Here is a 23,544-nt window from a genome sequence, read left to right as displayed (position 1 = left end):
AGACCAGCGGAGAAGTTCGATGAAGCAGAAAACGAATGAACACGGTTGCGACGCCCTAAACTAAACGGTTCAGTTTAGGATAAGTGGGAACTTTACGATTCGCAAACGGTTTGTCTCGGCGGCAACACGCTCTATGAGAATCCAAATCATTCGCCGTCGGAAGCGTCCGACGACATAGATGTCGGAGTAGTCGAAACCCTAATGCGCGTGATAGTCTCGGCCTTCGAGAAATATCCACTTTCGGGCTTTGTTGCAGCCCAAGGAGTCGGTCGCATGGATTCGCATCCCGGAACAGCCACGGCCCATCGTTTTTTCGCCGGCACCGGCGCCAGCTACGACACCATCGTCAGACTCTGCACCCTGGGTTTCGACCTTTGGTGGAAACAGAGGATTGTGGACGCGATTCCTAAAGACGCTTCGCATATCGTCGACCAGGCCTGCGGGACCGGCATCCTGACGTTCAAGATCGCCCGCCGTTTTCCCGCATGCCGGGTCACGGGCGTGGAACTCCGGGACGAATATCTGAATATCGCCAAGGAAAAAGCGCGCGCGCTGAAACTCCGGAATGTGGATTTCATGCTCGGAAAAGCCGAAGACATCCGCGTCGATGGACCAATCGACTGTATTACATCCTCTTATCTGGCCAAATATGCCGAGCTGGAGAGTCTGATCCGAAACGCCAAGGCCATGCTTCGCCCCGGCGGAGTTCTCGTCATGCACGATTTCACCTATCCCAGCGGTCCCATATTCACCCGGCTCTGGGAGTTTTACTTCAAAATTCTTCAAATGGCGGGACCCAGATTTTTCCCCGAATGGAAAACGGTTTTCGACGAACTGCCCGGATTTCTCAAACAAACCGCATGGCTGACCGAACTTCCGGAGGTTTTGCGCGAGAACGGCTTCGCCCCGGTGAACGTCGAAACGCTGACCTGGGGCGCGTCGGCCCTGGTGACGGCGACGAAATCCGCGAGCTGAAATTCCGGTGAGCGCTCACTCCAAAGCCCGATGCGTTAAACCCCGTTAAACATGTCGATCAAATCCCGTGGAGCGTCATGAATCATTACTCTCTTGCGGGAGTCGGGCACGAGCCCCGAGACTTCGAGACACGACAGTCGGAGACGTCGTTCCATCTCCTCCTCCATGTTCATCCGTGCTTCCTCGAAGCTTTTCGACAGTTCGCACGACAGCGCCGAGCGCTCTCCGGTCAACAGGGGCGTAATCGAGGCTTGTAGGTTCCCGCCGAAGCGGACTATCGCAGGCGCAAGAGCGGCTATGGCCCGAGCGTCGATGACTCCGCTCGACAGGTGATGCTTGATTTCCTGCAAATCGTCGGCGATCTGATACGCTTCGCCGATCAAAACACCATAGCGATAAAACGCATTTCGGACATCCCGCTCGGCACCCGCCGCAAGTGCACCCAGTTCGCAGGCAACGCCGAAAAGCACGCCGGTCTTGAGATCGATGATCGCGTCATAGAGGAATTCGGGCACGGCATCGGCCCGGAGATAAACAGCCAGTTCCGAAGGATCGATGGGTTCCTGAAACGCGCCCTTGGCGATTCGGGCGATCGCACGCGACACCGCCAGGCCATCATCCCGGCTCAAGTCGCTCATCATCTCGATGGCGGAAGCGAAGATGACATCTCCCAAAAGCACCGCTTTCCGCGCCCCCGCCAAGGTCCAGGCAGCAGGTTTGCCCCGCCTGGCGCGATCCTGGTCCACGAAATCGTCATGGATCAGCGTGGCCCCGTGAACAAGCTCCACCGCCACGGATCTCGGCACTGCGGACGACGGATTTCCGCCAAGGCTTTCGTTCACCAGGCACACGAGGGAACCTCTGATCATCTTTCCGCCCCGGAACGTATCGTTCAGCGCCTCATCGGGACGGACATGCAGGCCCTGAAAAAGTCCCTGCAAGGTCTGATCGATCGCTTCAACAAGAATCGGCCTACACCCGCAGCAATAATCCTTGAATCCCTTCACGCCCGCAGTCCTTCTCACATGGCGAAAACCGCTCGGGAGACCATATCACAACTTGGACCAGGCACGATGGGATATTCGGCCCGGTATCGGCAGAGAAGGACCGCCCTAATCGAACAGGCGAAACAACAGCAGTCCCATGCCCAGCGCAATGACTCCTAGGCTGATGCTTTTCAAAATCGCCTCGTACCGGATCATCAAGGCCCGATCGGCATCGCCGAGGTCGCCGCCGCATTGCTTGAGCGCCTTGTAGGGCCGCGATGCCTTGATCTCTACCAGGCTGAACAGAGCCATGGACAAGGCGACCGCGATCACGGCGACGGAGAGAGTGTTCGTTTGCATCACGTATCCCGCCAAAACCGGCAGAAATCCCCATGAAAACGCGAACCATCCGTCGGTATGGTAGCGTCCGTCGAACCATTCCAGGTTATAGGCAAAGACGAAGAATCCCTCGACAAGCGCGATGAAGATCAGATTCGGCACGAAACGCACCATGAAGTAGGCTGCAACCAGATAGGCCGCCGCTAGCGAGCATCCCGCCATGAGCCACAGCTGCCGTTTGCCGAACACGTCGCCCCATGGCTTTTTCGCCTTGCTGCCCAGCGCATCCAGGGCATGGGCGCCGATTCCGAGACCCAAGAAGTAAATGAAGGCGATGGCGATCACCCGGTCCCAATGGAGATCGGGTGCCAGCACGGACCCGATCACGGTAAAGGACATGACCATCGCCGTATAGGGCAGAAAAAGAAGGCCGATCGCTCTCCGAAATTTAGGAGAGCCGAATCGGGGAACGAACCATTCGGATCCTCTGTCCGGCTTCGCTGAGTCATCGGGCGTCAACGCATGTCCTCCATCCGGGTTCTAGTAGAAGCACTCCGCCGAATATTTCGGGATGATAGCCTCGTCACGCTTGATCCCGAAAGCACCGTTTGAATCGCTTGCGGATATCACTTGCCCCCAGCTGACTACGGAGAGATACTTACATCGGGGTATTTCGGGGGGCTTCCCCAGTTTCCCAGAAACCCGAAAAAGAAGGCATCGACTTTACCTTTCCGTCGTGCCCGCACGACTGTTTCTCACGGATGGAGATGGATCGTTATGAAACCGAAAACCTCGTTTCGCTCTTGGATGACGCTCGGCATCTTGGTGATGGTGTTTGCCGAATCCACTGCCGAGAATACCGTTCCTCTACCCCGTCATTATCCGGATGCGGTGCAGGAACAAGGCAGCCCCCCGTTTGTCGAGCCGGTAGGATTGCAGGATGCGGTGCAATTCTGGCGCCAGGTTTTCGGGGTGTGGCATCTGAATCAGTTTGCACTCCACGACAGCGTTCATTTGGGCGTGGTCTACGACGTGATCAAGCTGCCGGATGTCGATGGCGAGGGTCTGACGCATGAGCATAAAGCGTCCGTAGAATGGCACCTCCATGCCCTCGAAAATGAACTTCGGGACTTGGAAGATCGGGTGCGGTTCGGTGCCAGCTTGACCGACACGCAGCAACGACTGTTCGATCTCCTGGTCAGCCACGCCGGCGAAAACGCCGTGTACGGAGCAAGTCAGCGGGTACGCGGTCAACGCGGGCTGCGGGAACGCTTTCTAAAGGGACTCGAAGCCAGCGGCCGCTACGATCGCCTGTTCCGCAGGATATTCCGCGAGGCCGAATTGCCCGAAGACCTCGCCTTGCTTCCCCATGTCGAATCGTCTTTCGTCAATCACGCGCATTCCTCGGCGGGAGCCGCCGGGATGTGGCAATTCATGCGCGCGACAGCTCGCCGCTGCCTTCACCTGAGCCGGGCGGTCGACGAGCGTTATGATCCGGTGTTTGCCGCGCGCGGCGCCGCACGGTACCTGGCCCACGCCTATGAAGTACTCGGCGACTGGGGACTGGCGATCACCTCGTACAACCACGGCATAGGCGGAATGGCGCGCGCCAGAGACGAATTCGGACCGAACGTCGCTCGGATCGTCCGCTATTACCAAGGTTCGACCTTCGGTTTCGCGTCACGGAATTTTTATGCCGAATTCCTTGCCGTGCGGTCGATCATCCAGAATCTGCCGAATTATTTCCCGGCGGGCGTATTCTTCCAACCGCCTCTCAAGCACGATCTCGTCCGTCTAACCGGCTCCCTTCCGGTCACTCATCTGGCGAGACTCCACGGCCTGGAACGCGACACGCTTGCCGAGCTCAACCCCGCTTGGACAACATCCGCGATCAAGGGGCGCACCCTGCTCCCCGCGGGCATCGACGTTTGGCTTCCTCAAGGGACCTTGGAGCGCACCCCGGGCATTTCGGCCTATGAACAACCCGTGCTGGTGGCCGGCGATGACGCTCAGTCCAACAGACGCATCGTCACTGCCTCGCTGATCGATGTCGGAGAGGAGCCGGTGATGATGTCATCGCGTTTGCTCACGACGCCGGCACCGGTCCCGGCAGAGGATATCGTAAAGGGCTCCGGGCGCGGAAAAGCCGTCGCGCAGAAAGCCAAGTCCGCAAAGCTGTCGAAACAAGGGCACCGGGTACATGTGGTTCGCCGTGGCGAATCTCCGCGTCTGATCGCGGCAAAATACGGCGTTGGACTTCGCAAATTGCTGACGATGAACGCGATCACGCAAGGGACGGTGCTTCGGCCAGGTCAACGACTGCGCATTCCGATGAAATCCAGCTGACATTTGAAGGGCTTCGAGGTCTTTTCAGGCAACGAACCGGGAAAACGGTTAAAGGCGAAGAGATTTGATCCGTAGATATTCGTGCGAAGTTTTACGACTTTTTTACAACAAATGCCGAGTGTTTAATAAGACCATAAACCAATTCTTATTTAACGTCGGAACACCTAACGGCTGGTGTAACTCGCTGCTGTAGCGGCACTATTTGCCTTTTAACGATATAAGCTTTTTGTTGTGCGGCTATATCCATGGCCGAATGATAACAGGAAGATAACGGTAAAAATCGGTATAACTGCTGAGCGGAAGGGTTTTTTGGACAGGACGGTCTTGATGAGCTCGAACACTGAAGCCGTTATGGGATCCGACAGAATCTTTCCAAGGAGGATCTTCATGGCTACTGTTTATATCGACGATCAGGAATTGGTACATCGAGTCCAACAGGGAGACCGGAGTGCTTTCGATCGTCTGGTGCGCAAGTACCAGGCCAAGCTCTTGCAACTGATAGGCCGTTATATCAAGGACCCTCACGAATCGTGGGATGTCGCGCAGGAAGCCTTTATCAAGGCCTACCTTGCACTCCCGAGATTCCGCGGTGACAGCGCGTTCTATACCTGGCTCTATCGAATCGCCATCAACACCGCCAAGAATCACCTGGCGATGCGGCTGCGCCGCCCGTCGGAAGACGAGCTCGATGTCGAAGAGGCCGAGCAGTTCGAATCCGCCGTTCGCCTGAAAGACCAGGAAACTCCGGAAGGCTTGGTATTGACCGAGGAACTTGCGCTAACCATTCAGCAGGCGCTCGACAAACTTCCGGGGGAGTTGCGGACTGCTATCCAGTTGCGGGAATTCGACGGGCTGAGCTACGACGAAATTGCCCAGGTCATGCAATGCCCGGTCGGAACGGTCCGCTCGCGCATCTTCCGGGCGCGGGAATTCCTCGACAAGCAAATCGAATTTTTACATTGAGGCATCGGACGACGCGCCAAGGACGACGCGATCCCTCCTCCGTCCTGGCTGGATTAAAAGGATGTTCTATCGGCCGGGATCGAGATGCGATAAAACAGAATAACCGAAGCGTGAGGTTCGAAGGAGAGTCTTGACGACTGGACCTAAACATCCGCTGTTTCGGCGACAAATTCCGCATTTCCGGGTGACTCGACACCAGCGCCCAGCCATCATTACTCTCGGAACATCCTTTTCCATGCGACATCCCGGTTCCTTTCGCTTGTCCTGACACTGATCGAATCATCCCTGATTCCACTCGACGACTGCCACGGGCGCCTCGGGGGAAAGCGCCCTTGGTGATTGCAGAGTAGTTGTCATTGAACAGCGTCCGAGCTCTTTCGGAAATACGCAAAAGTGCCTATGGACGCATGAACGGCCCAGGCAATTCCAAACCGACGGCTTTTTCGGTACACCGGTGTCCATACGTAGACTTGCGGATGTCTTGGTCAGGCGCAACACGCTTAAATACGCGTCACTCGAATGTAACAGCCTACCCCTAAGCCTGGCTAAGGATAGGAGTACGGGTTGAACGATTCGAGGCCGAACCATGGACGATTCGATAGGATTTAGGACATAGCGAAAGGAATGCGGATCTCGCAGGAACAGGATGCTCCAAGATAACTGGACCAGAAAAATACTAAAGAAAAAGACATCGGCCAAAGGCCAGCCGAGAGTCGGTCAAGAGGAGGAGGCGGTCTGGTCCAGTTATCTCATCTCGTGCGGTAAGTCTCAGCCGCAATGGGACTTTCGGCAAAATTCTTATAATTCTCCTTTTCCTGATGCCCTGCCCCGCACCGCTCCCCGTAGCTAACCGCTCTTGATATTCCGACTGTCCGAGGGGCGTCCGTTCGTTCGGTTAGCCGCCTCTCGACAAAACCTTCACCCCTTCCCGCAACCCGCAGTACACTAACCATTTGTGAACCCGTGACCTGACGTCATATGAGGGAACAACGGAGTGAACGTAAAGCGATTGCTGGGAAACGGATATTCGGTTGCGATCGGAGCGACGGCCTGTGTCAGCGCCATAATTCTTGCGCTAGGAGCCATTCTCGATCCACCGCCACCGTTGTCCCTGTTCTTGGTCGCAATAATGTTCGGGGCATGGCATGGCGGAATGAGCGCGGGGTTCGCGGCTACCGCGCTGAGCATGGGGGCAAGCGTTCCGCTCCTGGTCATTCTGACCGATTCTATCGACATCCTGAACCCCGCCGAAGCCCTGCGATTGGGACTACTTTTTGGAGTAGGCACAGTACTGAGCTTTGGGATTTCGCGCCTGCGCAAAGCCGAACGGCGCGCGTTCAGGGCCGCATTGGAGCGCCAGTCGCTGCTCAATCGAGCCTTGGCCGAGCGGCAGCCGCTCGAGGCTGCGCTATACGAACGCGATCAGCTCCTCCAGCTGTCGCAAAAGATCGTCCAGGTAGCGAGCTTTGAGGCCGATCTAAGCCAAGACGCTCGTCACCGTATGTCGCCGCAGTGGTACCAGATTTACGGTATCGCGCCCGAAGCGTTCGAACACTCCACCGATGCCTGGCTGAATTTGGTACATCCGGGCGATCGGGATACCTTGAAGTCGGGTATCGAGACGGCGTTCGCGCGGCAAGCGCCGGATTTCAGCAGCGAATTCCGCATCATCCGCCAAAATGACTTCACCGTCCGCTGGATCGAACTGCGAGCCACAATCCGCTACGATGCCGAAGGCCGTCCGGTCCATATGGCCGGAAGCAACATAGACATTACCGAGCGTAAACAGGCCGAACAGACGCTGGCAGCGAGCGAACGGCGGTTCAAGCTGCTAGCCGAAACGTCGGCGAGGCTGTTGGCTACCGATGAGCCGCATACGATTATCGAGGATCTTTGCCTCGCCGTAATGCGCCAACTCGGCTGCGAATGCTTTTTCAATTTTCTGCTCGACGACGCCAAAGGACGATTCCGCCTGAATGCTTCCGCCGGCTTGTCGGCCGAGGAGATTCGCGATCTCGAGTGGCTCGATTGCAACGTGATCGCCTGCGGCTGCTTCGCAGGCGACGGTGAATATGTTGCCGCCGAAAACGTTCGTCATCACGGCGGACTATGTGCTGCCCGTGTCCGAAGCTACGGTATTCAAGCCTACGCCTGCCATCCTCTGCTGGTACAGGGACGCGTCATCGGAATCCTGTCATTCGGCACCAAGACCCGCCCAGTATTTACCGCCGAAGAACTGAGTCTGATGAAATCGGTCACCGACCAGGTGGCGATAGCCATGCAGCGGGTTCTCGACCGGCGTTCTCTGCGGGCAAGCGAAGCGCGTTTCCGCACGATCGTGCAGGCCGTCCCGAGCCTTACGTTGGAAAGCGACGCGGAAGGCAACAATACCTTCGTAAGCGAGCAATGGTGCTCTTATACCGGACTGTCCCCGGAACAGAGCGCGGGGCAAGGTTGGCTATCGGCGCTGCATCCCGACGATATCGCGAAGGTTTTGGCCCGGTGGAACAAAGCGGCACGAACCGGCACGTCGTTCGAGAGCCAGTATCGTCTGAGGTCGGCCGACGGCTCGTACAGGTGGTTTATCGCCCGCGCCCTGCCGGATCGCGATGCCGATGGGAAAATCGTCCGCTGGACCGGTTCGCTCACGGATATCGACGATTTGGTACGGACCGAGGAAGCTCTGCGAGCCAGTGAAGCCCGAGCACTCGCAGCCAACGTCCAGATGCGGGCCATCATGCAGACGGCGCGAGTCGCCATCTGCGTCGCCCATGACCCGGAGTGCCGGCTGATCACGGGCAACGTTCAGGCGCATCAATTGCTGGGCGTACCGGAAGGCGAAAATTTATCGGCCGTGCCGGACACGAACGGCGCCGCTCTTTACCGTTTCTTCAACAACGGACGGGAGGTTCCCGCTCAGGATCTCCCCATGTGCCGAGTCTTGAAGACGGGCGAAGTCGTGGAGGACGTGGAACTGGAAATAGTCCGCGCCGACGGCACACGCCGGTTCGTCCTGAGCGCGGCCGCACCGCTATATGACAACACCGGCCGCGTGCAGGGCGCCACGGCCACTTTCCTGGACATCACCGAACGCAAGCAAATCGAGATCGAACGCCAGAAATTTGTTTCCTTCGCCGATCAGAGCACGGAATTTATCGGCATGTGCGACCTAGACTTCCAGCCGTTCTACGTCAACGAGGCCGGTCGGCGCCTGGTTGGACTGGATAGCCTGGAGCAGGCGTGCCGAACGCCGGTGAAGGAGTTCGTCTTTCCGGAAGACCAAGAATTCGTTTATGAAGAATTCTTCCCGCGCGTGCTGCGTGAAGGCCGTGCCGAGGTGGAGATCCGCTTTCGCCATTTTAAAACCGGCGCTACGCTTTGGATGGTTTGCAACGTGTTCTATATCCGGGATACGAACGGCGAACCGGTGGGATTCGCGACGGTGAGCCACGATATCACCGAGCGTAAACTGGCCCAGCAGGCATTGGCGGCAGCGAACGACCGCTTGGCGGCCGATTTGGAGGCTATGACGAGACTGCAAGCGGTCGGTGCGCTCTTCGTACGGGAGGACGGGCTGCCGGTTGTACTCGATCAGATCGTGGAAACGGCTATGGCCATCGCAGGCGCAGATCGCGGCCACATTCAACTGGTCGACACGCCGTCCGGCTCTCTCCGGATCGTTGCTCAGCGAGGCTTCGGGCCGGCTTACGTCGATTTCTGGCATAGTGCCCATGTGGGGCCGGGGCCCTGGGGCGCTACGATGGAATGGGTAAAGCGCGTGATCGTGGAGGACGTTACCCGAAGTCTTATCTTTAACGACGCGCGGGAGCTTCAGGCGATCCTGAACGCGGGGGTGCGCGCGGTCCACTGCACCCCACTGCTGAGCCGCGGCGGCCGATTGTTCGGCGTGCTTTCGACCCACTACGGAACACCCCACTGGCCGGACGAGCGGGCATTGCGCCTGCTCGACCTGTTGGCGCGTCAAACCGCGGATATTATCGAACGAGCCCAGACCGAGACCGCTCTCAAAGAGGCCGATCTTCGCAAGAACGAATTCATCGCCATGCTGGGCCATGAGCTGAGAAATCCGCTCGCCCCGATCCGCAACGCGGCTCATTTAATACGCAAGTTCGCCCCGCCGAACCCGAGGATGCAATGGGCGCAGGAAGTCATCAACCGGCAAGTGGATCACCTGACCCGGCTGGTGGACGACCTTCTGGATGTCTCGCGGATCGTTCAGGGCAAATTGAAGCTTCAGAAAACGCCGGTGAATCTCACCGCCCTTCTTCATCAAACCATGGAGGCCACTAAACCGCAGCTCGATGCCCGCCGCCATCTGCTTACCGCGACCCTGCCGAAATATCCCTTATGGTTCGAGGCCGATCCGGTGCGCTTGACGCAAATGGTTTCGAACTTGCTGGATAATGCCAACAAATATACCCCCGCGGGGGGACGGATCTGGCTCGGCGTGGATCATACGGGTAACGAGGTCGCGATTTCGGTGCGCGACAACGGCGAAGGTATCCCCAGCGCGCTGCTGCCGCATCTTTTCGACGTGTTCACCCAATCGGAACGGACGCTGGATCGCGCTCAGGGCGGGTTGGGTCTCGGATTGACCATCGTACAGAAGATCGCGGAATTGCACGGAGGGCGGGTGGAGGTAAAAAGCGAAGGCCCCGGCAAGGGCAGCGAATTCATCGTGCGGCTGCCGCTCGGCGACTGCAAAGCGGAGACGGAAGCGAAGCCGGCGTGTAACGTACAGAGCGCTTGATGGCCGGCTGCCGCAGAGCAGGACGTCCCTCAAGGACTCTCGGCTTGGGGACGTTAAGCGGCTGCCGTCAGTACTACGCCTCGATAACCAACATCACATTGTTCGTCACGACCCAGCTGTAAAAGGCAACGGACGAGGTCAGGGTCGCCTTGATCCAGCGGCTTCTCGCCTTATGCCGGTCGCTGAATAAAAACGCGATGAACGCTAGGCCCGCGGCCTTGATCAGGACGATCGAATATCCGAGCCCCACCAGTTCGGCGGAAAAATTGAGAACAGGATTCGCTTCTTCCAAACCGGAAAAGCTCAGCCCGAAGTAAGTCACTATTCCATCTGCGACTTGCAAGAGTGCGAACAGGATTATCAATATGGCGTACATACAACGGCTCCAAAGTTTCGACACGGAATGCCGGTCCTCGGCATTGCCACGCACTAAAAGATCATCCAACGGCGAAATATCGTCTCTTCCAGTATGGAAAAATGACAGGCGTTATGCCTTCGACCCTTTCTGTCCCGATTAATGCAAGTCGCGTTCCATAAGGCCGGATGAATTGATGGCGGAAAACGCATCAAGAATCGCGGGTCTGCCTCCCGACAATATTAGCCCGCATTTCTCTGTTCTCCTGCCGCGCGGTCCGTACGATGCCCTGGCTGCGGCGAAATGTGAGAAATAGGGCTTAGAAGTAGAGCATAGCAGAAGAATATCATCGAATGCTAATAGCATTAAATTGGTGCATTGGCGGATATTCATCGACCGAGACGGTGATTGATTCAGCCACCCGACCGCTTGACGGCCCAGCCCTGTTTGGACAGGTCTTCTACGACCCGTTCGCGATGGTCTCCCTGAATCTCGATGACGCCGTCCTTGACGGTCCCGCCGGAACCGCAGCGCTGCTTGAGCTGTTTGCCCAAGTTTTCAAGACCCGTGGCGTCCAGCGGAACCCCCGTGATTACCGTCACGCCCTTGCCTTTGCGTCCCTTGGTTTCCAGGCGCACCCGCACGATGCCGTCCGATTTCGGCGCCGGCGGGTCTTTCTTGCAACGGCATTCGGCGACGGGTTTGCGACAGGCCGGGCACATCCGTCCAAATTCGGTGGAATATACGAGACCGCCGTTTGCCGGGTGTTTTCGTGAACTCATAGTGTTATTCGATTATGACCGAATGCTCGGACGCTAGGGCAACTCATTTCCGACTAGCGACCAATAGGCATTTCCCTTACCCGCCGCGACCCAGAGAACAACTTTCCGGCAAAGTGCGGAATTCGTCAACCGCGCCCGGGCGTTTTTGGCCAACGGCTGCGGCGGCGCTTTTCTGATGCATGTAGTTCCGTTCGGGATACCAGCTTGAAAGTTTATCCACTGTCAAGACTTGGCAGGAACTTCAGCAAGCGGCGACTTATCACTGCTCCCCGTAAATTATTAATTCATTATTTCGTAATAAATTAAAACCTCAGAATCAACTACTTACGTTTTATCTTGCTGCGAAACCAGGACCTGAAAAAAACCTAGCCAGGCTAACTTAAAGCCCCGTGAGATCAGGTCCCGTCCGTTTTACCCCCACACTTATCCACAAGGTTGTCCACGGAATCTGTGGATAGTCAAAAAAGCCGCACGCCGGCCTCTCGCAACAATAACCCTTCTCCTAACACCAATTTCACCGCCTGTTCGCGGGTTCTTTGGTATACGTTCCTTTCGGTAACTTTTGCATTCAACACTTCCATCGCATAGTTTGAAACTTTGGTGTCCTCTTTTTCCGGCTTACCTCACATCGGTTCAAGCTTGCTGATGCGCAGCCAATAACCGCTCGACAGCCTCGATCTGCTCAGGATTTCCGAGCAGGCCGATGCGGTCCCCCGGAAGAAATACGGTCTGGGTGGACGGGTTCACCACGAGTTCGTTCTTGCGTTTGATGGCCACCACGTTTGCGCCGGTGCGCGCCCGGAACGCAGCTTCGCCCAGTGTCTGCCCTACCATTGGGCTTTCCGCGGGTATTTTTCGCCAGGAAATGTCGATCAACTCGTGGGCATCGAGCAAGTCTCTCAGCAGCGCGTGCTCGCCGTGTGCCTTGACCAGCGCATCGTAGTGCTCGCGCCGAACCGTGTCCGCGTAATGCCGCACTTCATGCAACGGAAACCCCAGCTGCAACAAGGTGTGCCGGATCACCTGCAAACTGCCTTCGAGCTCCGGATGGATCACCAGTTGCGCACCCAAGTCGGAAAGCCGTTTAACGCCGGCCCGGGTTGCGGCGCGAGCGATGATCGGAAGGTCCGGGGCGATGTCCCGGGCTGCCGCAACCGTCAGTTCGGTGGCGGCTTCCTCGGACAAGGTCACCACGAGCAGACGGGCCCGGTGCAGCGCGGCGTGAGTCAGAATGTCGGAATTGGCGGTATCGCCCAAAAGCGTGGGAATGCCCCTTTTCGACAACCGTTCGATCCGGTGGATGCGGGAATCGATCACCAAATAAGGAATCCCCAGTTCGCCCATGATATCGACGATGTGCGAACCGACCCGCCCGTAGCCGACCACCACCACATGGTCGGCCACGGAATCCTCCACCGGCGTCTGCGTCGAGCCGTGCCGATTCAGCCATCGCCACAGTGGCCGGATGGCCCGCAAACTGCGCTGTAGCGGGTCGACTGCGTGCAGCATGAGCGGATTGACGACGATGGATAGCAATGCAGCCGCCAGAATCGTCGAATGTTGCCCCTCGTCGAGAAACCCGAGGCGCAGCCCGGTCTGATCCAGAATGAAGGAAAATTCGCCGATCTGACACGAGCCCGCCGCCACGACGAGAGCGGTGCGGGCCGGTCGAGGGAACGGCAAGACCCAAAGCCCCGAGACGATGAACTTTCCGATGACCACCAGACCGGTGAGAATGAGGACCGGTTCGAGGTGCTGCACCAGAAAGCCCGGATCCAGAAGCATGCCGACGGATACGAAGAACAGGACGGAAAAGGCCTCCCGGAACGGCAGCAGATCGGATGTGATGCGATGACTGAGCGGCGATTCGCTGACCACCGCGCCCGCGACGAAAGCGCCCAATGCCAACGAAACGCCGAACAACTGCGAGGCGCCCAGGGCAATTCCCAAAGAGATCGCCAGGATGGCCAAAACGAAGAGTTCACGGGAGCGGGTATGGGCCACCCGCAGCAACAGCCAGGGAATGAAGCGCGTGCCCACGAACAACATGAACACGAGAAAGCCTAAAGCGGACAGCAAAGCCAGGCCGAGGGTGTTCCAATTTATGGATTCTCCGGTGTCAGCCAGGTTAGGCATGATCATGATGATCAGAACGGTGGCGATGTCCTCCATGACCCGCCAGCCGACCGCGACCTGTCCGTCCGGGGTATTCAGCCAGCCGCGGTCCATGAAACCGCGCAGCATGACGATAGTGCTGGCGATGGAAAGCACGAAACCCAACACCAACCCCGCCATGGGCGTCCAGCCCCAGAGCTGGCTGAGCCCGAACCCCAAAGCCAGCATGGTCAGCATTTGTCCCAGCGTGCCCACGACGGCGATGTCGCGCACTTTCCACAGATCCGCGAAGGAAAAATGAAGGCCCACGCCGAACATCAGAAAGACGATGCCCAATTCGGCCAATTGGTTGATGGTTTCGGGATCGGCTAAATACCCTGGCGTAAAAGGACCAATGACGACGCCCGCCAACAAATAACCCACGATGGGCGGCAGGCCTATGCGTTGAACGATCAGCCCGCCCAGAAACGCGAAGCTCAGCGTAGCGGCGATATTTTCAAGCAAACTCAGACTGTGCATATGTGGGGATATAGGCGATCAACGGATTAGCCTCATGCCAGTCATCGCGCAAGGGGAACTTTCACGCGGTCTGAAAAATTCGACCTGCGGCGGCGATACCCCGCTCCATCTGCCGAACCGTTCGGAACGGCTACTGCTTGGAGCTCGCACGGGGTTGGTTGCGATGCCATCCTCGGGGCCAGGACATCACGACTGGGTTAGTGTACCGAAAAGTGACAGGTACTCGTGCGACGATCCGCAAAAATCGACAAAGTGCCTGCAAGAGCCGTCGAGCAGACCACGGGAGACGAACACATTTACCGAACTAGTCCCTTCCCGCCCCAAACAGGGGCGCAACAGCACCTTATGCGAGCGGATCGACCGCCGATTTGGTCTAATGATTGCCGAAGGCGACCGATCGGCCGTCGCCTCATTGCAAGCTAGATCAAGAGGAAGAGTCGAATTATGGACAACACCGGATTAGCTTCGCCTCCGAGGCCCCGTGAACCGGCGCAGCCGGGCGATGCCTCCGAGAGCATCGATCGCCTGCGCATTCTTTCGCCACGACGGAAATCGACGGCGGCTCGCTCGTTAGATGAACTGGTAGGGGAACAGCTCGCCCATTTCGGTATCGATCCCCAAACGACTTTCGGCCAAACGCTGGCACGCGTGTCGCGGCGGATGTACGAGAGCTGCGCCGATATCGACCGGCTTTGGGTCGAAACCGCAGAGACCATTCAAAGCCTGGATCGCTCCGACCGGATCGCCTATTTCAACGCGAAAAAGTTCCTCTCGTTTCAACTGGCGAAATTGCTCGACAACTTGCAGCGCCCTAACCGGCGCTGTTACCAGAGCCTGAATTACAGTACCGCGACGACCGCCAGCAAAGGACCTTACAGCGTCTTCGACAACGTTCCCGCGATTTTCTCCGCGAATCCGGTCATTACCCGCACGGCGACGTACGTCTACGCCTGCGCCGAGTGGATAGAAGACGCCTTCCAGGGCAAGGAGCGGCTTCTGGAAATCTATTCGCGACTGCTTAACCCGACATCGATCGCATTGGCCCATCACATCGTCGATCTTGAAGCCGGACCTTATGCTAACGAGTATTTCGCCTGGAACTTCAACAGCGGAATGGCCGCCATCGACGGAGTGCTGTCGCACGTTCTCGGACGCGACGACATTCTGATCACCAGCCGTAATGTCTACGGCGGCACTCATCAGCTCATCCACCACTGGTTCGCTAAATCTGCGAACCTGGAAATCGCCGTCGAAACCTTCGACGGCTATACCGTCGACGATTTCCTGAAAGCCTGGCAGGGTGCTCTCGCCGGATACGCCGACCGTTTCTCGGCCGGGCGGCGCGCCTACGTCTACCTCGAATCGCCGTGCAACCCGCACGGCTATGTGCTGGACGTGCCGGCCATTTGCCGGGAAGCCCACCGGCTCGGACTGCGCGTCATCCTCGATTCCACCGTCGGCACACCCTTCCTCTACACCCCGCTGCAGCGCAAAGATCGCGCGGAGCGCCCGGATTTCGTCATCCACAGCTATACCAAGGATCTTTCCGGCAGCGGCTCGGTCATCGCCGGCGTCGTCATCGGGCGCAACGAAGACATGTTCACCCCCAAAGGCGATTCGATGAACGGCGTCCCGTGGAACGAAACCCTGTTCTGGAACGTGTATTACGTCAAGGGCGCGTTTCTCAACGCCGATGCCGCTTTCGACGTACTCCAGGGACTGCGTACGCTGGATGTGCGCATGCTCAAGAAATGCATCAACACGCAGATACTCGCGCGGTTCTTGGCCGCCCATCCGAATATCACGGTCCACTGCAATGCGCTGCCCGACAATCCCAACCGCTTGATCATGAAGAGGACCGCGACGCTCGGGCTGCCCGCACCGCTGTTCACCCTGGATATGGGCGATTTGCCTCGGGAAGCTTTCCAGCGGTTCTTCGACAACCTGTCGCCGACTTTCGGCCATATGATCAGCCTCGGCCAGAGCAACACGATCGTGGCCTGTCCGGCCCTGACCACGCATTCGGAACTGGACGAAAAGGCGCTGCGCGAAGCCGGCATCTCGCCGACCACCATTCGCGTCGCCGTCGGCGACGAAGATCCGCTCGATCTGATCCTGCATTTGATCGGCACGGCCCGGCTGACGATCGACCCGGTCGTACCGGGTTTCTCCGAAGGCTTCGGATCCTGGGCGGCGGCGCGGGAGCTGGTTCGAACGACTTATCTGGATTCGCACCGGAAATATATCGAGGCGAAGACCGCTCAAAGCTCCGAGTGAAATATAATTCTAAGGAACTCCAGGCTTACGCGAGGCGCGAATCCATGAAAAAGCGGCTGGGCATGATGTGCTTGATTTGCGGGCTGACCGGGTGCGCCCACTCGTTGTCGGAGCCGACCGCAAGGTCCATTTATTTGCCCAGCGGCGAACCGGCCTATCAGATCACCTGCGAAGAGCGAGGGCTCGCGAAAGACAGCTGCTATCGGAAGGCCGGCGATCTCTGCGGGACGCGGGGATACGACGAAATCGGTTTAAACGACGAACGGCAGATGAATGAAATTTTCGATATGGTGACGGGAGCCATCCGGCAGGGAAAAACGGCGCCCATCGTCGAAAAAACGATCGTGATCCGGTGTAAACGGCCGTCGGCCGGAGCTCGCCTGTAGCGAAGGCGGTATATGTCGTGCATCCGCTAAAGCGGCGCACGGCTCCCACATTTTCCGGTCTGGTATAGCACTTCCTGGCTATAGTAGGTCGGGAATCCCTTCCCGACACCCTGGGTCGGCAAGCGGGCCTTGTCGGCAAAGGATTGCCGACCTGCGATCTGTTCGGCGCCTTCAGTCGCGGGCTGAAGCCCGCTCCCACATACCGTCTAACGCCCATCATTCTCTTCGTCCCGACGTCTCTGCCGAATGAGGCGGCGCGACATCGGTTTCGCCTGCTTGACCTCGATCACGCGATCGAGCTGAGGCGGCGCGCCTTGGCCAGTCTTCTGCTGGTACGCCAGGGAGTCCTGCCGGCTGCGAACGAGATAACCCGCGACCGCGCCGCCGGCAGCGGCGAACGTCAGCAAACCCACCGTCACCAACTCGATAGCCAAAAGGATCGCTCCAACGCTCAGGAGAGCGAAAAGTCCGAGGCCGAGTTTGATATTGGCCCTGCGGTTGGCACGGCTCACTTCGCGGACCAGCCGCTGATGAGTTTCCTCGAGCGTCGCCCGCTTGTCGGTTTCCGCGGCGACCAAGAGATTCTCCCGTTCTCGGGCAAAGCTGTTCCGGGCTTCGGCCAGTGCATCTTTCTTCACATGATCGGCGATAGAGCCGAACCACACGGAAATCAGCAGCGTGATGATGAAGGCGAGCAACCCGAGCGGAACCCAATCCGCCTCGCCGGAAGCCCCTCTCGCCGCCATTACCACGCCGACCGTCGCCGCTTCCACGACGAGGATTCCCGGCAAAAACCTGAACATGGACATCGCGTTGATACCTTAAAGATTGGATTGGCAAGAAGCCTTGGCTTGGAGTCAGGTGCCGGTCAAAGCGTTCCTTATGCGGACCTCGGCCGAAACCATACCGGCCCCCTCGCATTCGCAAGAAGACGAATCGTGGCGGAAATTGCCGGCAAGGTCTAGCCGTCAGTAATCGTCCGTATTGCCTGGGACACCCGGAAAGAGAATCGTGTTCGTTTGCTATCCGAACTGTTCAACTAAAACAACAGAGGCCTAACAATGGCGCCCCCCAAAGTCTTGGCCATGGTCTTGGCCGGCGGCGCGGGCAACCGCCTTCTTCCACTCACGGCTGAACGTTCGAAACCGGCGGTTCCGTTCGGCGGCCGGTATCGCATCGTGGATTTCGTGCTGAGCAACCTGGTCAACTCCGAAATCCATTCGATTTACCTGCTCGTCCAATACAAGTCCCAATCCTTGATCGAGCATGTGCGCAGGGCTTGGTCGATATCTCATTTGATTGCGGGACATTTCGTCACCGTCGTGCCTCCCCAGATGCGGGACGGACCGGACTGGTTCCAAAGCACCGCCGATGCGGTCCACCAGAATCTGGGGCTGATCGATCATCACCGCCCCGACGTGGTGGCCGTGTTCGGGTCCGATCACGTCTATCGCATGGACATCAATCAAATGGTCCGCTTTCATCTCGATCAACACGCGGATGTGACCGTCGCCGCTCTGCCCGTGCCGCTGGAGCAATGCTCGGCCTTCGGCATCATCCGTCCCGATCATGCCGGGCGGGTGGCGGAGTTCGAGGAAAAACCGGCCAGTCCGAGGCCGATGCCTGGCAATCCCCGGAGAGCGCTCGCGTCCATGGGCAATTACATCTTCAGCACCGAGGTATTGATCGACACGCTCAAAGCCATTCGGCCGTGCAGCGAACAGGATTTCGGGCGGGACGTCCTGCCGCGGCTGATCCACACGCATAAGGTGTGCGTTTACGATTTCGCCTTGAACCAGGTCCCCGGAATCAAACCGTACGAAGAGCAGCCTTACTGGCGCGATGTCGGCACGATCGACGCTTATTTCGCGGCCCATATGGATATGCTGGGCGAGGAGCCGCGCTTTGAAATTTTCAATCCGAGCTGGCCGATCTATTCCGACAATTATCTCGGCCCGGACACCCGCATCATCGACGGCGAAGTCCGGAACAGCATTCTCGGCGCGGGCACCATTATCCGGGGCGCCAGGATCAACCGTTCGGTGATTCGGCGCGAAGTGATCGTCGAGCCGGACGCGGATATCGACGAGTGCATCATCATGGATTACACCGTCATCGGCCGGGGCTCGAAACTTCGCCGGACCATCGTCGATCGCTACAACATCATTCCGCCCGGTTCCGTCATCGGCGACGGACGATATCTCGACAAGAACCAAAGTCCGGCATCCCCGCCCCGGATCACCATCGTACCGAAAGGCAAGCGCGGACCGGCTTCGGTCTATTGACCGACCGGCCGGAACGCTCCGGCTTTCCGGCGCGAACAACCCGCACCGGATACTGGCCGTAGGGCGATTGCAAGCCTTACGTCCCGACCTCAAGATGACGGCCCAAGCAGCGAGATCCGCCGCTCGCCGGCGCCGCCCCGAACGGCAAGAGGATGAACCGCCGGGTATTCCGGCAAGCGCGGCAGGCGGATCGCAAACTCGCTACCCTTACCCAGTCCCTCGCTTAAAGCCCATACGTCGCCGCCGTGCATCGCCACCAGGCGTTTCACCAGGCAGAGGCCGATCCCAAGGCCTCCTTCGGCCCGGTCGAGGGTGTGATCCACCTGATAGAACAGGTCGAACAGGCTGGCTGCCTGCGCGGGATCGATGCCGCGGCCGGTGTCGCGGACCCGAATCGTGACATCGCATTCGGACGGCTCGACGGTCAGAGTGATCTGCCCCCCTTCGTCCGTGTACTTGGCGGCATTGTTGAGCAGATTCGACACCGACTGCGCCAGACGGACCAGGTCGCCCTCGACGCTGACCGGTTCCGGCGGAAGATGCACGGCGAATCGATGCCGACGGGCCTCGATCAGCGGCCGACTGGTCTCCACCGCCCGCTGCACGATATCGGCCAGGGCAAGCGGTTCTTTCTTGAGTTCGATCTTCCCGCGGCTGATCCGGGAGACATCCAGGAGATCGTCCACCAGCCGGGTCAAGTGCTCGACCTGGCGATCGATCACGTCTCGCGCCCATGGCAGCTTGGCATCCGCCGCCCCCAGCCTGCGCATGATTTGAACGGCGTTGCGGATCGGCGCCAGGGGATTTCGGAGTTCATGGGCGAGCATGGCCAGGAATTCGTCCTTGCGCCGGTCGGTTTCGCGTAACGCATCTTCGGCCTGTTTGCGCTCGGTGATGTCGACCACGTGCGCCACGAATCCTCGGACCCGCCCTGCCGCATCGAGATCCGGGGAGTACGTGGCGTGAATCCAGCGCTTTCCGCCTTCGGCGTAGGACACCGGAATTTCGAAAGCGACCCGTTCTCCCGTCAGAGCCCTCTCGACATAAGGAGCGAGGGACTGCCACGCGGCTTCGCCGTGGACATCCCAGATACGACGCCCATACATCTCTTTGCAGCCGTAACCGAACCATTGCTCATAGGCCTTGTTGACGCGGCGGTATCGGCCGTCGGCATCGATATAGGACATCAGGGCCGGGGCATTGTCCATGGTTACGTGCAAGAGGTCGCGTGCCTCCTCCGCTTCCCGTCGTGCCGCCTCCAGTTCGGCCGTGCGCTCGGCGACGCGCTGTTCCAGCGACGCATTGGCTTCCCTCAGGGCCTGCTTGGCCCGATTGATCTCGGTGACATCGATGCCGACCTCCATGATCATCGGAGAACCATCCGTGTCGGTAAACGGAAAATCGTGAATCTGGTAGTCGTAACCGTCCGGGCCGGTCCACTCCCAATCCAGAGGCGCGTCCGTCTTCAGGACCTTGAAAGTCTCACAGACCTCGCAAGGCTCGGCGCGGTTGAACAGGTAGTCGTGGCAGCGCCGCCCGAATGCCTTGCCGTAGCGCTGTTCGAAGAAGCGATTGGCGAACACGATCCGGTAGTCTCGCGACAGTAATACCACGGAAACCGGAAGCGCCTGCAGCACGTCATGCAGCCGCTCGCGTTCCGCCTGCACGGCCGCGACGGCCCGGCCCAGTTCCGCGGTGCGGAGCGCCACCTGCCGGCGCAGTTGTCTGGTCCAAAGGCCCAGGAGCGCGAGCAGGACGGCGATCGCTCCCGCGCCCCAGGCGACGTGTTTGACCGGAAACGTCGGGGTTTCGTAGATGCCCAGCCATTTCCTGTAAAGCCGATCGTACTCCCCGTTCGCCTTGACGATGGCCAGACCCTGGTCGAGACGGTCGCGCAGTTCGGTATGGCCCTTGCGCACGGCAAAGCAGAACTCCCGCCGGTAATCCCTGAGCAGCGGACCGGCTTCGATGACTCCGGCGAGCCCGCTCGTCTGCACCAGCATGTCTCCCTGCAGCCTCGGCGCCAGCACCGCGTCGTGCTGCCCCGATGCCAACAGACGAAAGCCGTCGGCCAGATTGTCGACGATCACCAGTTGATGGGTGAAGCCGCGGCTGACGAGGGCCTGGTGAGCGGCATCCGAGCGCAAGACGATGATGCTCAGGCCGCGGGCCTGGCCGACGGCATGAATGTGCGGACGATCCTTGCGGACAAAGAAACTGTCGTATCCGATGGTATGCGGCCGGGTGAATTCCACTTGCCCTTCACGTTCGTCGATGCGTGCGGCCAGGGGCAGAGCATCTAGTTCGCCCGCCTTTAAGGCTTGCCAGATGGTGTCCCATCGGCCCGGACGGAAAGTGACGGGAATATCCACCGCCGCAGCCGCCGCGGCGAACAGCTCGACGGCGAAGCCGGTCGGTCGGCCCTCGGCATCGACATCGGCATAGGGCGGAAAGCCGATCTCCGATCCGACAACGAGAGGACGATCCGGCTCGGCCCGGACCAAGCAGGGCACGATCAAGCACAGGAAGAGCGTTAGTCGCACGCTCCACGGTACGAGCCACCGCCGAAACCACGCCGCCGAGTTCAGTCCGAAACCGGCTTTCGGATGCACCCGAACGGTGGGTCGGCAAGTCTGTCCCAGGTCTTTTCGAACGGCCACGGCGATGTCCATGTTCATTCCCTGGAAACCGCAAACAGCGCGGCGCTGTGTCTCCCAAACCGCACTGTCAGACGCATAGCGTGATTACCCCGGCCGCGCTGCTCAACTATCGCAGAGAACATGTTTGTTGTAATTCAAACAGCATTGCCCCATAGAGCGATTGTCATGCTCTAAGTTCAAAGCCCGTTTGCGATTCGTTCCGTCCCGCATACAGACGCCAGCGTCGTGCCTGAAAACCAGCGAAACGATAGAGCTTCCCTAAGAGCGCTGGTGTCCATACTGCCTGGAAGATGTGTCTACCGCAAGGTACGGGCACTCTACGCAAATTCTCGGGTCCGATGCGAATGGTCCGATGCAAAACCTGTCTAAAGGTTTTACATCTTTTTCTCCGACCGAACTTCGTGTGTCGGCTGCGAGGCCGTGCCGGATAGGCGTTTCTATCGGGGATCGTCTCGCCATAGCGGCAGCGTGGACTTGGAGGCCGCATAAACGGCGGCTGTCTCTCACATCGACAGGGATGGATAATCATGACAAACGATTACGGAAAAAGGATGCGCCTGATGGCGGTACTCAATGGCGCGGTCATGGCCTTGGCCTTACAGTCGCCCGCGGTTTCCGCCAGGACTCTCGGTATGGTGGCGGATAACACCGAATCCACGGTCACGGTATTCGATGCGGACACCGATAGCGTGCTGGGAACGGTGCCCATACCTCCGGGCACCATCGGCGATGTGCTCATCACGCCGGATCAGAAACGGGGTTTTGTGACCAACTTCAATAATGAAGTTTCCGTCATCGACTTGACCGCATCTCCTCCCCGCCTTGCCGAGGGCACCAATCCGATTCGCATCTCCAATTTTGGCGAGGATCTGTCGATCAGCCCCGACGGCAAATATTTGGTGGCGTCCGATGGCAACGCCGTTCAACCGATTTCGGTCATCGATATCGCCGCCCAGCGCGAAATCCAAACCTTATCGGTGGACTCCGACACCAATTCGGTGGATATCTGCCGCGACGGTTCGGTGCTGGCGACCTCTACCAGCGGGACGGTGCGCCGGCTGACGATCGATGGCGACGGCGCCTTAACGGATACCGGCGAGGTCTTGTCTCTCAATGACGAACCCAACAACGTCTTTTGCGCCCCGGACGGTCGCTCGGGTCTCGTCGTCACCACTTTGTCCGGCGATATAACCTCGTTTACGGTGCCGGGGTTGAAGCGAGTCAATACAAGCGCCCTATCCGGGAACTTCGGAATTTCGGGCTTCGTCGATCCGGCCGGGGACCGGGTTTTTGCCAGAAGCAGCTACGACGGTTTCGTGGATGTTTTCTCTTATAAGGCCGCGACAGCGGAATTGGGCGCCAGGCCGCGGTTGTCGATTCCAATTTCGGTGACGTTCGGATTCTACGGGATGGATCAAATGGCACTGCATCCGAACAGGACCAAGCTGTACGTCCCGGAATACTTCGCCAACGCCCTGAACGTGTACGACGCCGACACCGGCGCCTTGCTGACTTCCATTACCGATCCGAATATCGTGGAGCCGACAGGGGTAGCCGTCGCTACGCCGACCGACGGCGGCAACGATCACGATAACGATGAAGGCGACGACGACGGCTCTATGGAAGGACAGCGGCGGCGATAGGGTCGATGGAGCGGCAGCCTTGATCGCGAACGGTGATCGCTGTGTAAACGGCCGGGAGGATTCCGTCCTAAACAGCAATCGGCGATATCGCGGGATCGTTTTAGAAATCGCCCCCCATACCGGCAATCGCGGAACGATACGC

15 protein-coding genes are annotated in these 23,544 nt (G+C 58.7%); 8 read left to right on the top strand and 7 right to left on the bottom strand.

Features of this window, described 5'->3' with window-relative positions:
* Positions 1 to 273 precede the first annotated feature (273 nt).
* Positions 274 to 975: a class I SAM-dependent methyltransferase gene (locus JOD69_RS14450; protein WP_086134355.1), complete on the top strand. Its 702-nt coding sequence runs from the start codon at positions 274 to 276 to the stop codon at positions 973 to 975.
* 35 nt (positions 976 to 1,010) lie between these two features.
* Here the strand turns inward: JOD69_RS14450 and JOD69_RS14445 are convergent, their stop codons facing one another.
* Positions 1,011 to 1,982, bottom strand: a complete 972-nt coding sequence (locus JOD69_RS14445) for a polyprenyl synthetase family protein (protein WP_086134289.1) — start codon at positions 1,980 to 1,982, stop codon at positions 1,011 to 1,013.
* A gap of 105 nt (positions 1,983 to 2,087) precedes the next feature.
* Complete coding sequence (locus JOD69_RS14440) at positions 2,088 to 2,699, bottom strand: hypothetical protein (protein WP_205781060.1); 612 nt, start codon at positions 2,697 to 2,699, stop codon at positions 2,088 to 2,090.
* Positions 2,700 to 3,077: 378 nt separating this feature from the next.
* Between JOD69_RS14440 and JOD69_RS14435 the strand changes: the two genes are divergently transcribed.
* The 3 genes from JOD69_RS14435 to JOD69_RS14425 all read left to right on the top strand — a co-directional run bounded on the left by JOD69_RS14435 (position 3,078) and on the right by JOD69_RS14425 (position 10,380).
* On the top strand, positions 3,078 to 4,646 hold the full coding sequence (locus JOD69_RS14435) for a lytic transglycosylase domain-containing protein (RefSeq protein WP_086134287.1): 1,569 nt from the start codon (positions 3,078 to 3,080) through the stop codon (positions 4,644 to 4,646).
* A gap of 387 nt (positions 4,647 to 5,033) precedes the next feature.
* Positions 5,034 to 5,609: an RNA polymerase sigma factor RpoE gene (gene rpoE, locus JOD69_RS14430; RefSeq protein ID WP_077729405.1), complete on the top strand. Its 576-nt coding sequence runs from the start codon at positions 5,034 to 5,036 to the stop codon at positions 5,607 to 5,609.
* 994 nt (positions 5,610 to 6,603) lie between these two features.
* Positions 6,604 to 10,380: a PAS domain-containing protein gene (locus JOD69_RS14425; protein ID WP_210024004.1), complete on the top strand. Its 3,777-nt coding sequence runs from the start codon at positions 6,604 to 6,606 to the stop codon at positions 10,378 to 10,380.
* 73 nt (positions 10,381 to 10,453) lie between these two features.
* On the opposite strand, the gene JOD69_RS14420 is transcribed toward JOD69_RS14425, so the two are convergent.
* The 3 genes from JOD69_RS14420 to JOD69_RS14410 all read right to left on the bottom strand — a co-directional run bounded on the left by JOD69_RS14420 (position 10,454) and on the right by JOD69_RS14410 (position 14,136).
* Positions 10,454 to 10,756: a DUF5658 family protein gene (locus JOD69_RS14420; protein WP_086134286.1), complete on the bottom strand. Its 303-nt coding sequence runs from the start codon at positions 10,754 to 10,756 to the stop codon at positions 10,454 to 10,456.
* A gap of 392 nt (positions 10,757 to 11,148) precedes the next feature.
* Positions 11,149 to 11,517, bottom strand: a complete 369-nt coding sequence (locus JOD69_RS14415) for a translation initiation factor Sui1 (RefSeq protein ID WP_086134285.1) — start codon at positions 11,515 to 11,517, stop codon at positions 11,149 to 11,151.
* A gap of 633 nt (positions 11,518 to 12,150) precedes the next feature.
* Positions 12,151 to 14,136 (bottom strand): cation:proton antiporter, encoded by a 1,986-nt coding sequence (locus tag JOD69_RS14410; RefSeq protein WP_205780700.1) that lies wholly within the window; start codon positions 14,134 to 14,136, stop codon positions 12,151 to 12,153.
* Positions 14,137 to 14,595: 459 nt separating this feature from the next.
* Here JOD69_RS14410 and JOD69_RS14405 point away from each other — a divergent pair, with 459 nt between their 5' ends.
* Complete coding sequence (locus JOD69_RS14405) at positions 14,596 to 16,428, top strand: PLP-dependent transferase (protein WP_086134284.1); 1,833 nt, start codon at positions 14,596 to 14,598, stop codon at positions 16,426 to 16,428.
* Positions 16,429 to 16,472: 44 nt separating this feature from the next.
* On the top strand, positions 16,473 to 16,814 hold the full coding sequence (locus tag JOD69_RS14400; protein ID WP_139841082.1) for a hypothetical protein: 342 nt from the start codon (positions 16,473 to 16,475) through the stop codon (positions 16,812 to 16,814).
* Between the two features lie 206 nt (positions 16,815 to 17,020).
* Here the strand turns inward: JOD69_RS14400 and JOD69_RS14395 are convergent, their stop codons facing one another.
* On the bottom strand, positions 17,021 to 17,623 hold the full coding sequence (locus JOD69_RS14395; protein WP_210024003.1) for a hypothetical protein: 603 nt from the start codon (positions 17,621 to 17,623) through the stop codon (positions 17,021 to 17,023).
* Positions 17,624 to 17,875: 252 nt separating this feature from the next.
* On the opposite strand from JOD69_RS14395, the gene glgC reads away from it, so the two are divergent.
* Complete coding sequence (gene glgC / locus JOD69_RS14390; protein ID WP_086134281.1) at positions 17,876 to 19,099, top strand: glucose-1-phosphate adenylyltransferase; 1,224 nt, start codon at positions 17,876 to 17,878, stop codon at positions 19,097 to 19,099.
* Positions 19,100 to 19,188: 89 nt separating this feature from the next.
* Here the strand turns inward: glgC and JOD69_RS14385 are convergent, their stop codons facing one another.
* Positions 19,189 to 21,771: a transporter substrate-binding domain-containing protein gene (locus JOD69_RS14385; RefSeq protein ID WP_077729490.1), complete on the bottom strand. Its 2,583-nt coding sequence runs from the start codon at positions 21,769 to 21,771 to the stop codon at positions 19,189 to 19,191.
* 515 nt (positions 21,772 to 22,286) lie between these two features.
* Between JOD69_RS14385 and JOD69_RS14380 the strand changes: the two genes are divergently transcribed.
* Entirely contained in the window at positions 22,287 to 23,402 is a 1,116-nt protein-coding gene (locus tag JOD69_RS14380) for a hypothetical protein (RefSeq protein ID WP_139841081.1), read from the top strand.
* The last annotated feature ends 142 nt before the right edge of the window (positions 23,403 to 23,544 follow it).

The sequence above is a fragment of the Methylocaldum sp. RMAD-M genome (assembly GCF_017832375.1).
Lineage (GTDB): Bacteria > Pseudomonadota > Gammaproteobacteria > Methylococcales > Methylococcaceae > Methylocaldum.
The sequence above is the reverse complement of the archived record's forward strand: the minus strand, read 5'-3'. Positions and strand labels throughout refer to the sequence as shown.

What these genes read in the sequence shown, in the direction of transcription:
- JOD69_RS14405 (WP_086134284.1), top strand. Translation starts at nt 14,596, where the DNA reads ATGGACAACACCGGATTAGCTTCGCCTCCGAGGCCCCGTGAACCGGCG.
- JOD69_RS14420 (WP_086134286.1), bottom strand. Translation starts at nt 10,756, where the DNA reads ATGTACGCCATATTGATAATCCTGTTCGCACTCTTGCAAGTCGCAGAT.
- JOD69_RS14435 (WP_086134287.1), top strand. Translation starts at nt 3,078, where the DNA reads ATGAAACCGAAAACCTCGTTTCGCTCTTGGATGACGCTCGGCATCTTG.
- glgC (WP_086134281.1), top strand. Translation starts at nt 17,876, where the DNA reads ATGGCGCCCCCCAAAGTCTTGGCCATGGTCTTGGCCGGCGGCGCGGGC.
- rpoE (WP_077729405.1), top strand. Translation starts at nt 5,034, where the DNA reads ATGGCTACTGTTTATATCGACGATCAGGAATTGGTACATCGAGTCCAA.
- JOD69_RS14385 (WP_077729490.1), bottom strand. Translation starts at nt 21,771, where the DNA reads ATGGACATCGCCGTGGCCGTTCGAAAAGACCTGGGACAGACTTGCCGA.
- JOD69_RS14380 (WP_139841081.1), top strand. Translation starts at nt 22,287, where the DNA reads ATGACAAACGATTACGGAAAAAGGATGCGCCTGATGGCGGTACTCAAT.
- JOD69_RS14400 (WP_139841082.1), top strand. Translation starts at nt 16,473, where the DNA reads ATGAAAAAGCGGCTGGGCATGATGTGCTTGATTTGCGGGCTGACCGGG.
- JOD69_RS14395 (WP_210024003.1), bottom strand. Translation starts at nt 17,623, where the DNA reads ATGTCCATGTTCAGGTTTTTGCCGGGAATCCTCGTCGTGGAAGCGGCG.
- JOD69_RS14450 (WP_086134355.1), top strand. Translation starts at nt 274, where the DNA reads ATGGATTCGCATCCCGGAACAGCCACGGCCCATCGTTTTTTCGCCGGC.
- JOD69_RS14415 (WP_086134285.1), bottom strand. Translation starts at nt 11,517, where the DNA reads ATGAGTTCACGAAAACACCCGGCAAACGGCGGTCTCGTATATTCCACC.
- JOD69_RS14440 (WP_205781060.1), bottom strand. Translation starts at nt 2,699, where the DNA reads ATGTCCTTTACCGTGATCGGGTCCGTGCTGGCACCCGATCTCCATTGG.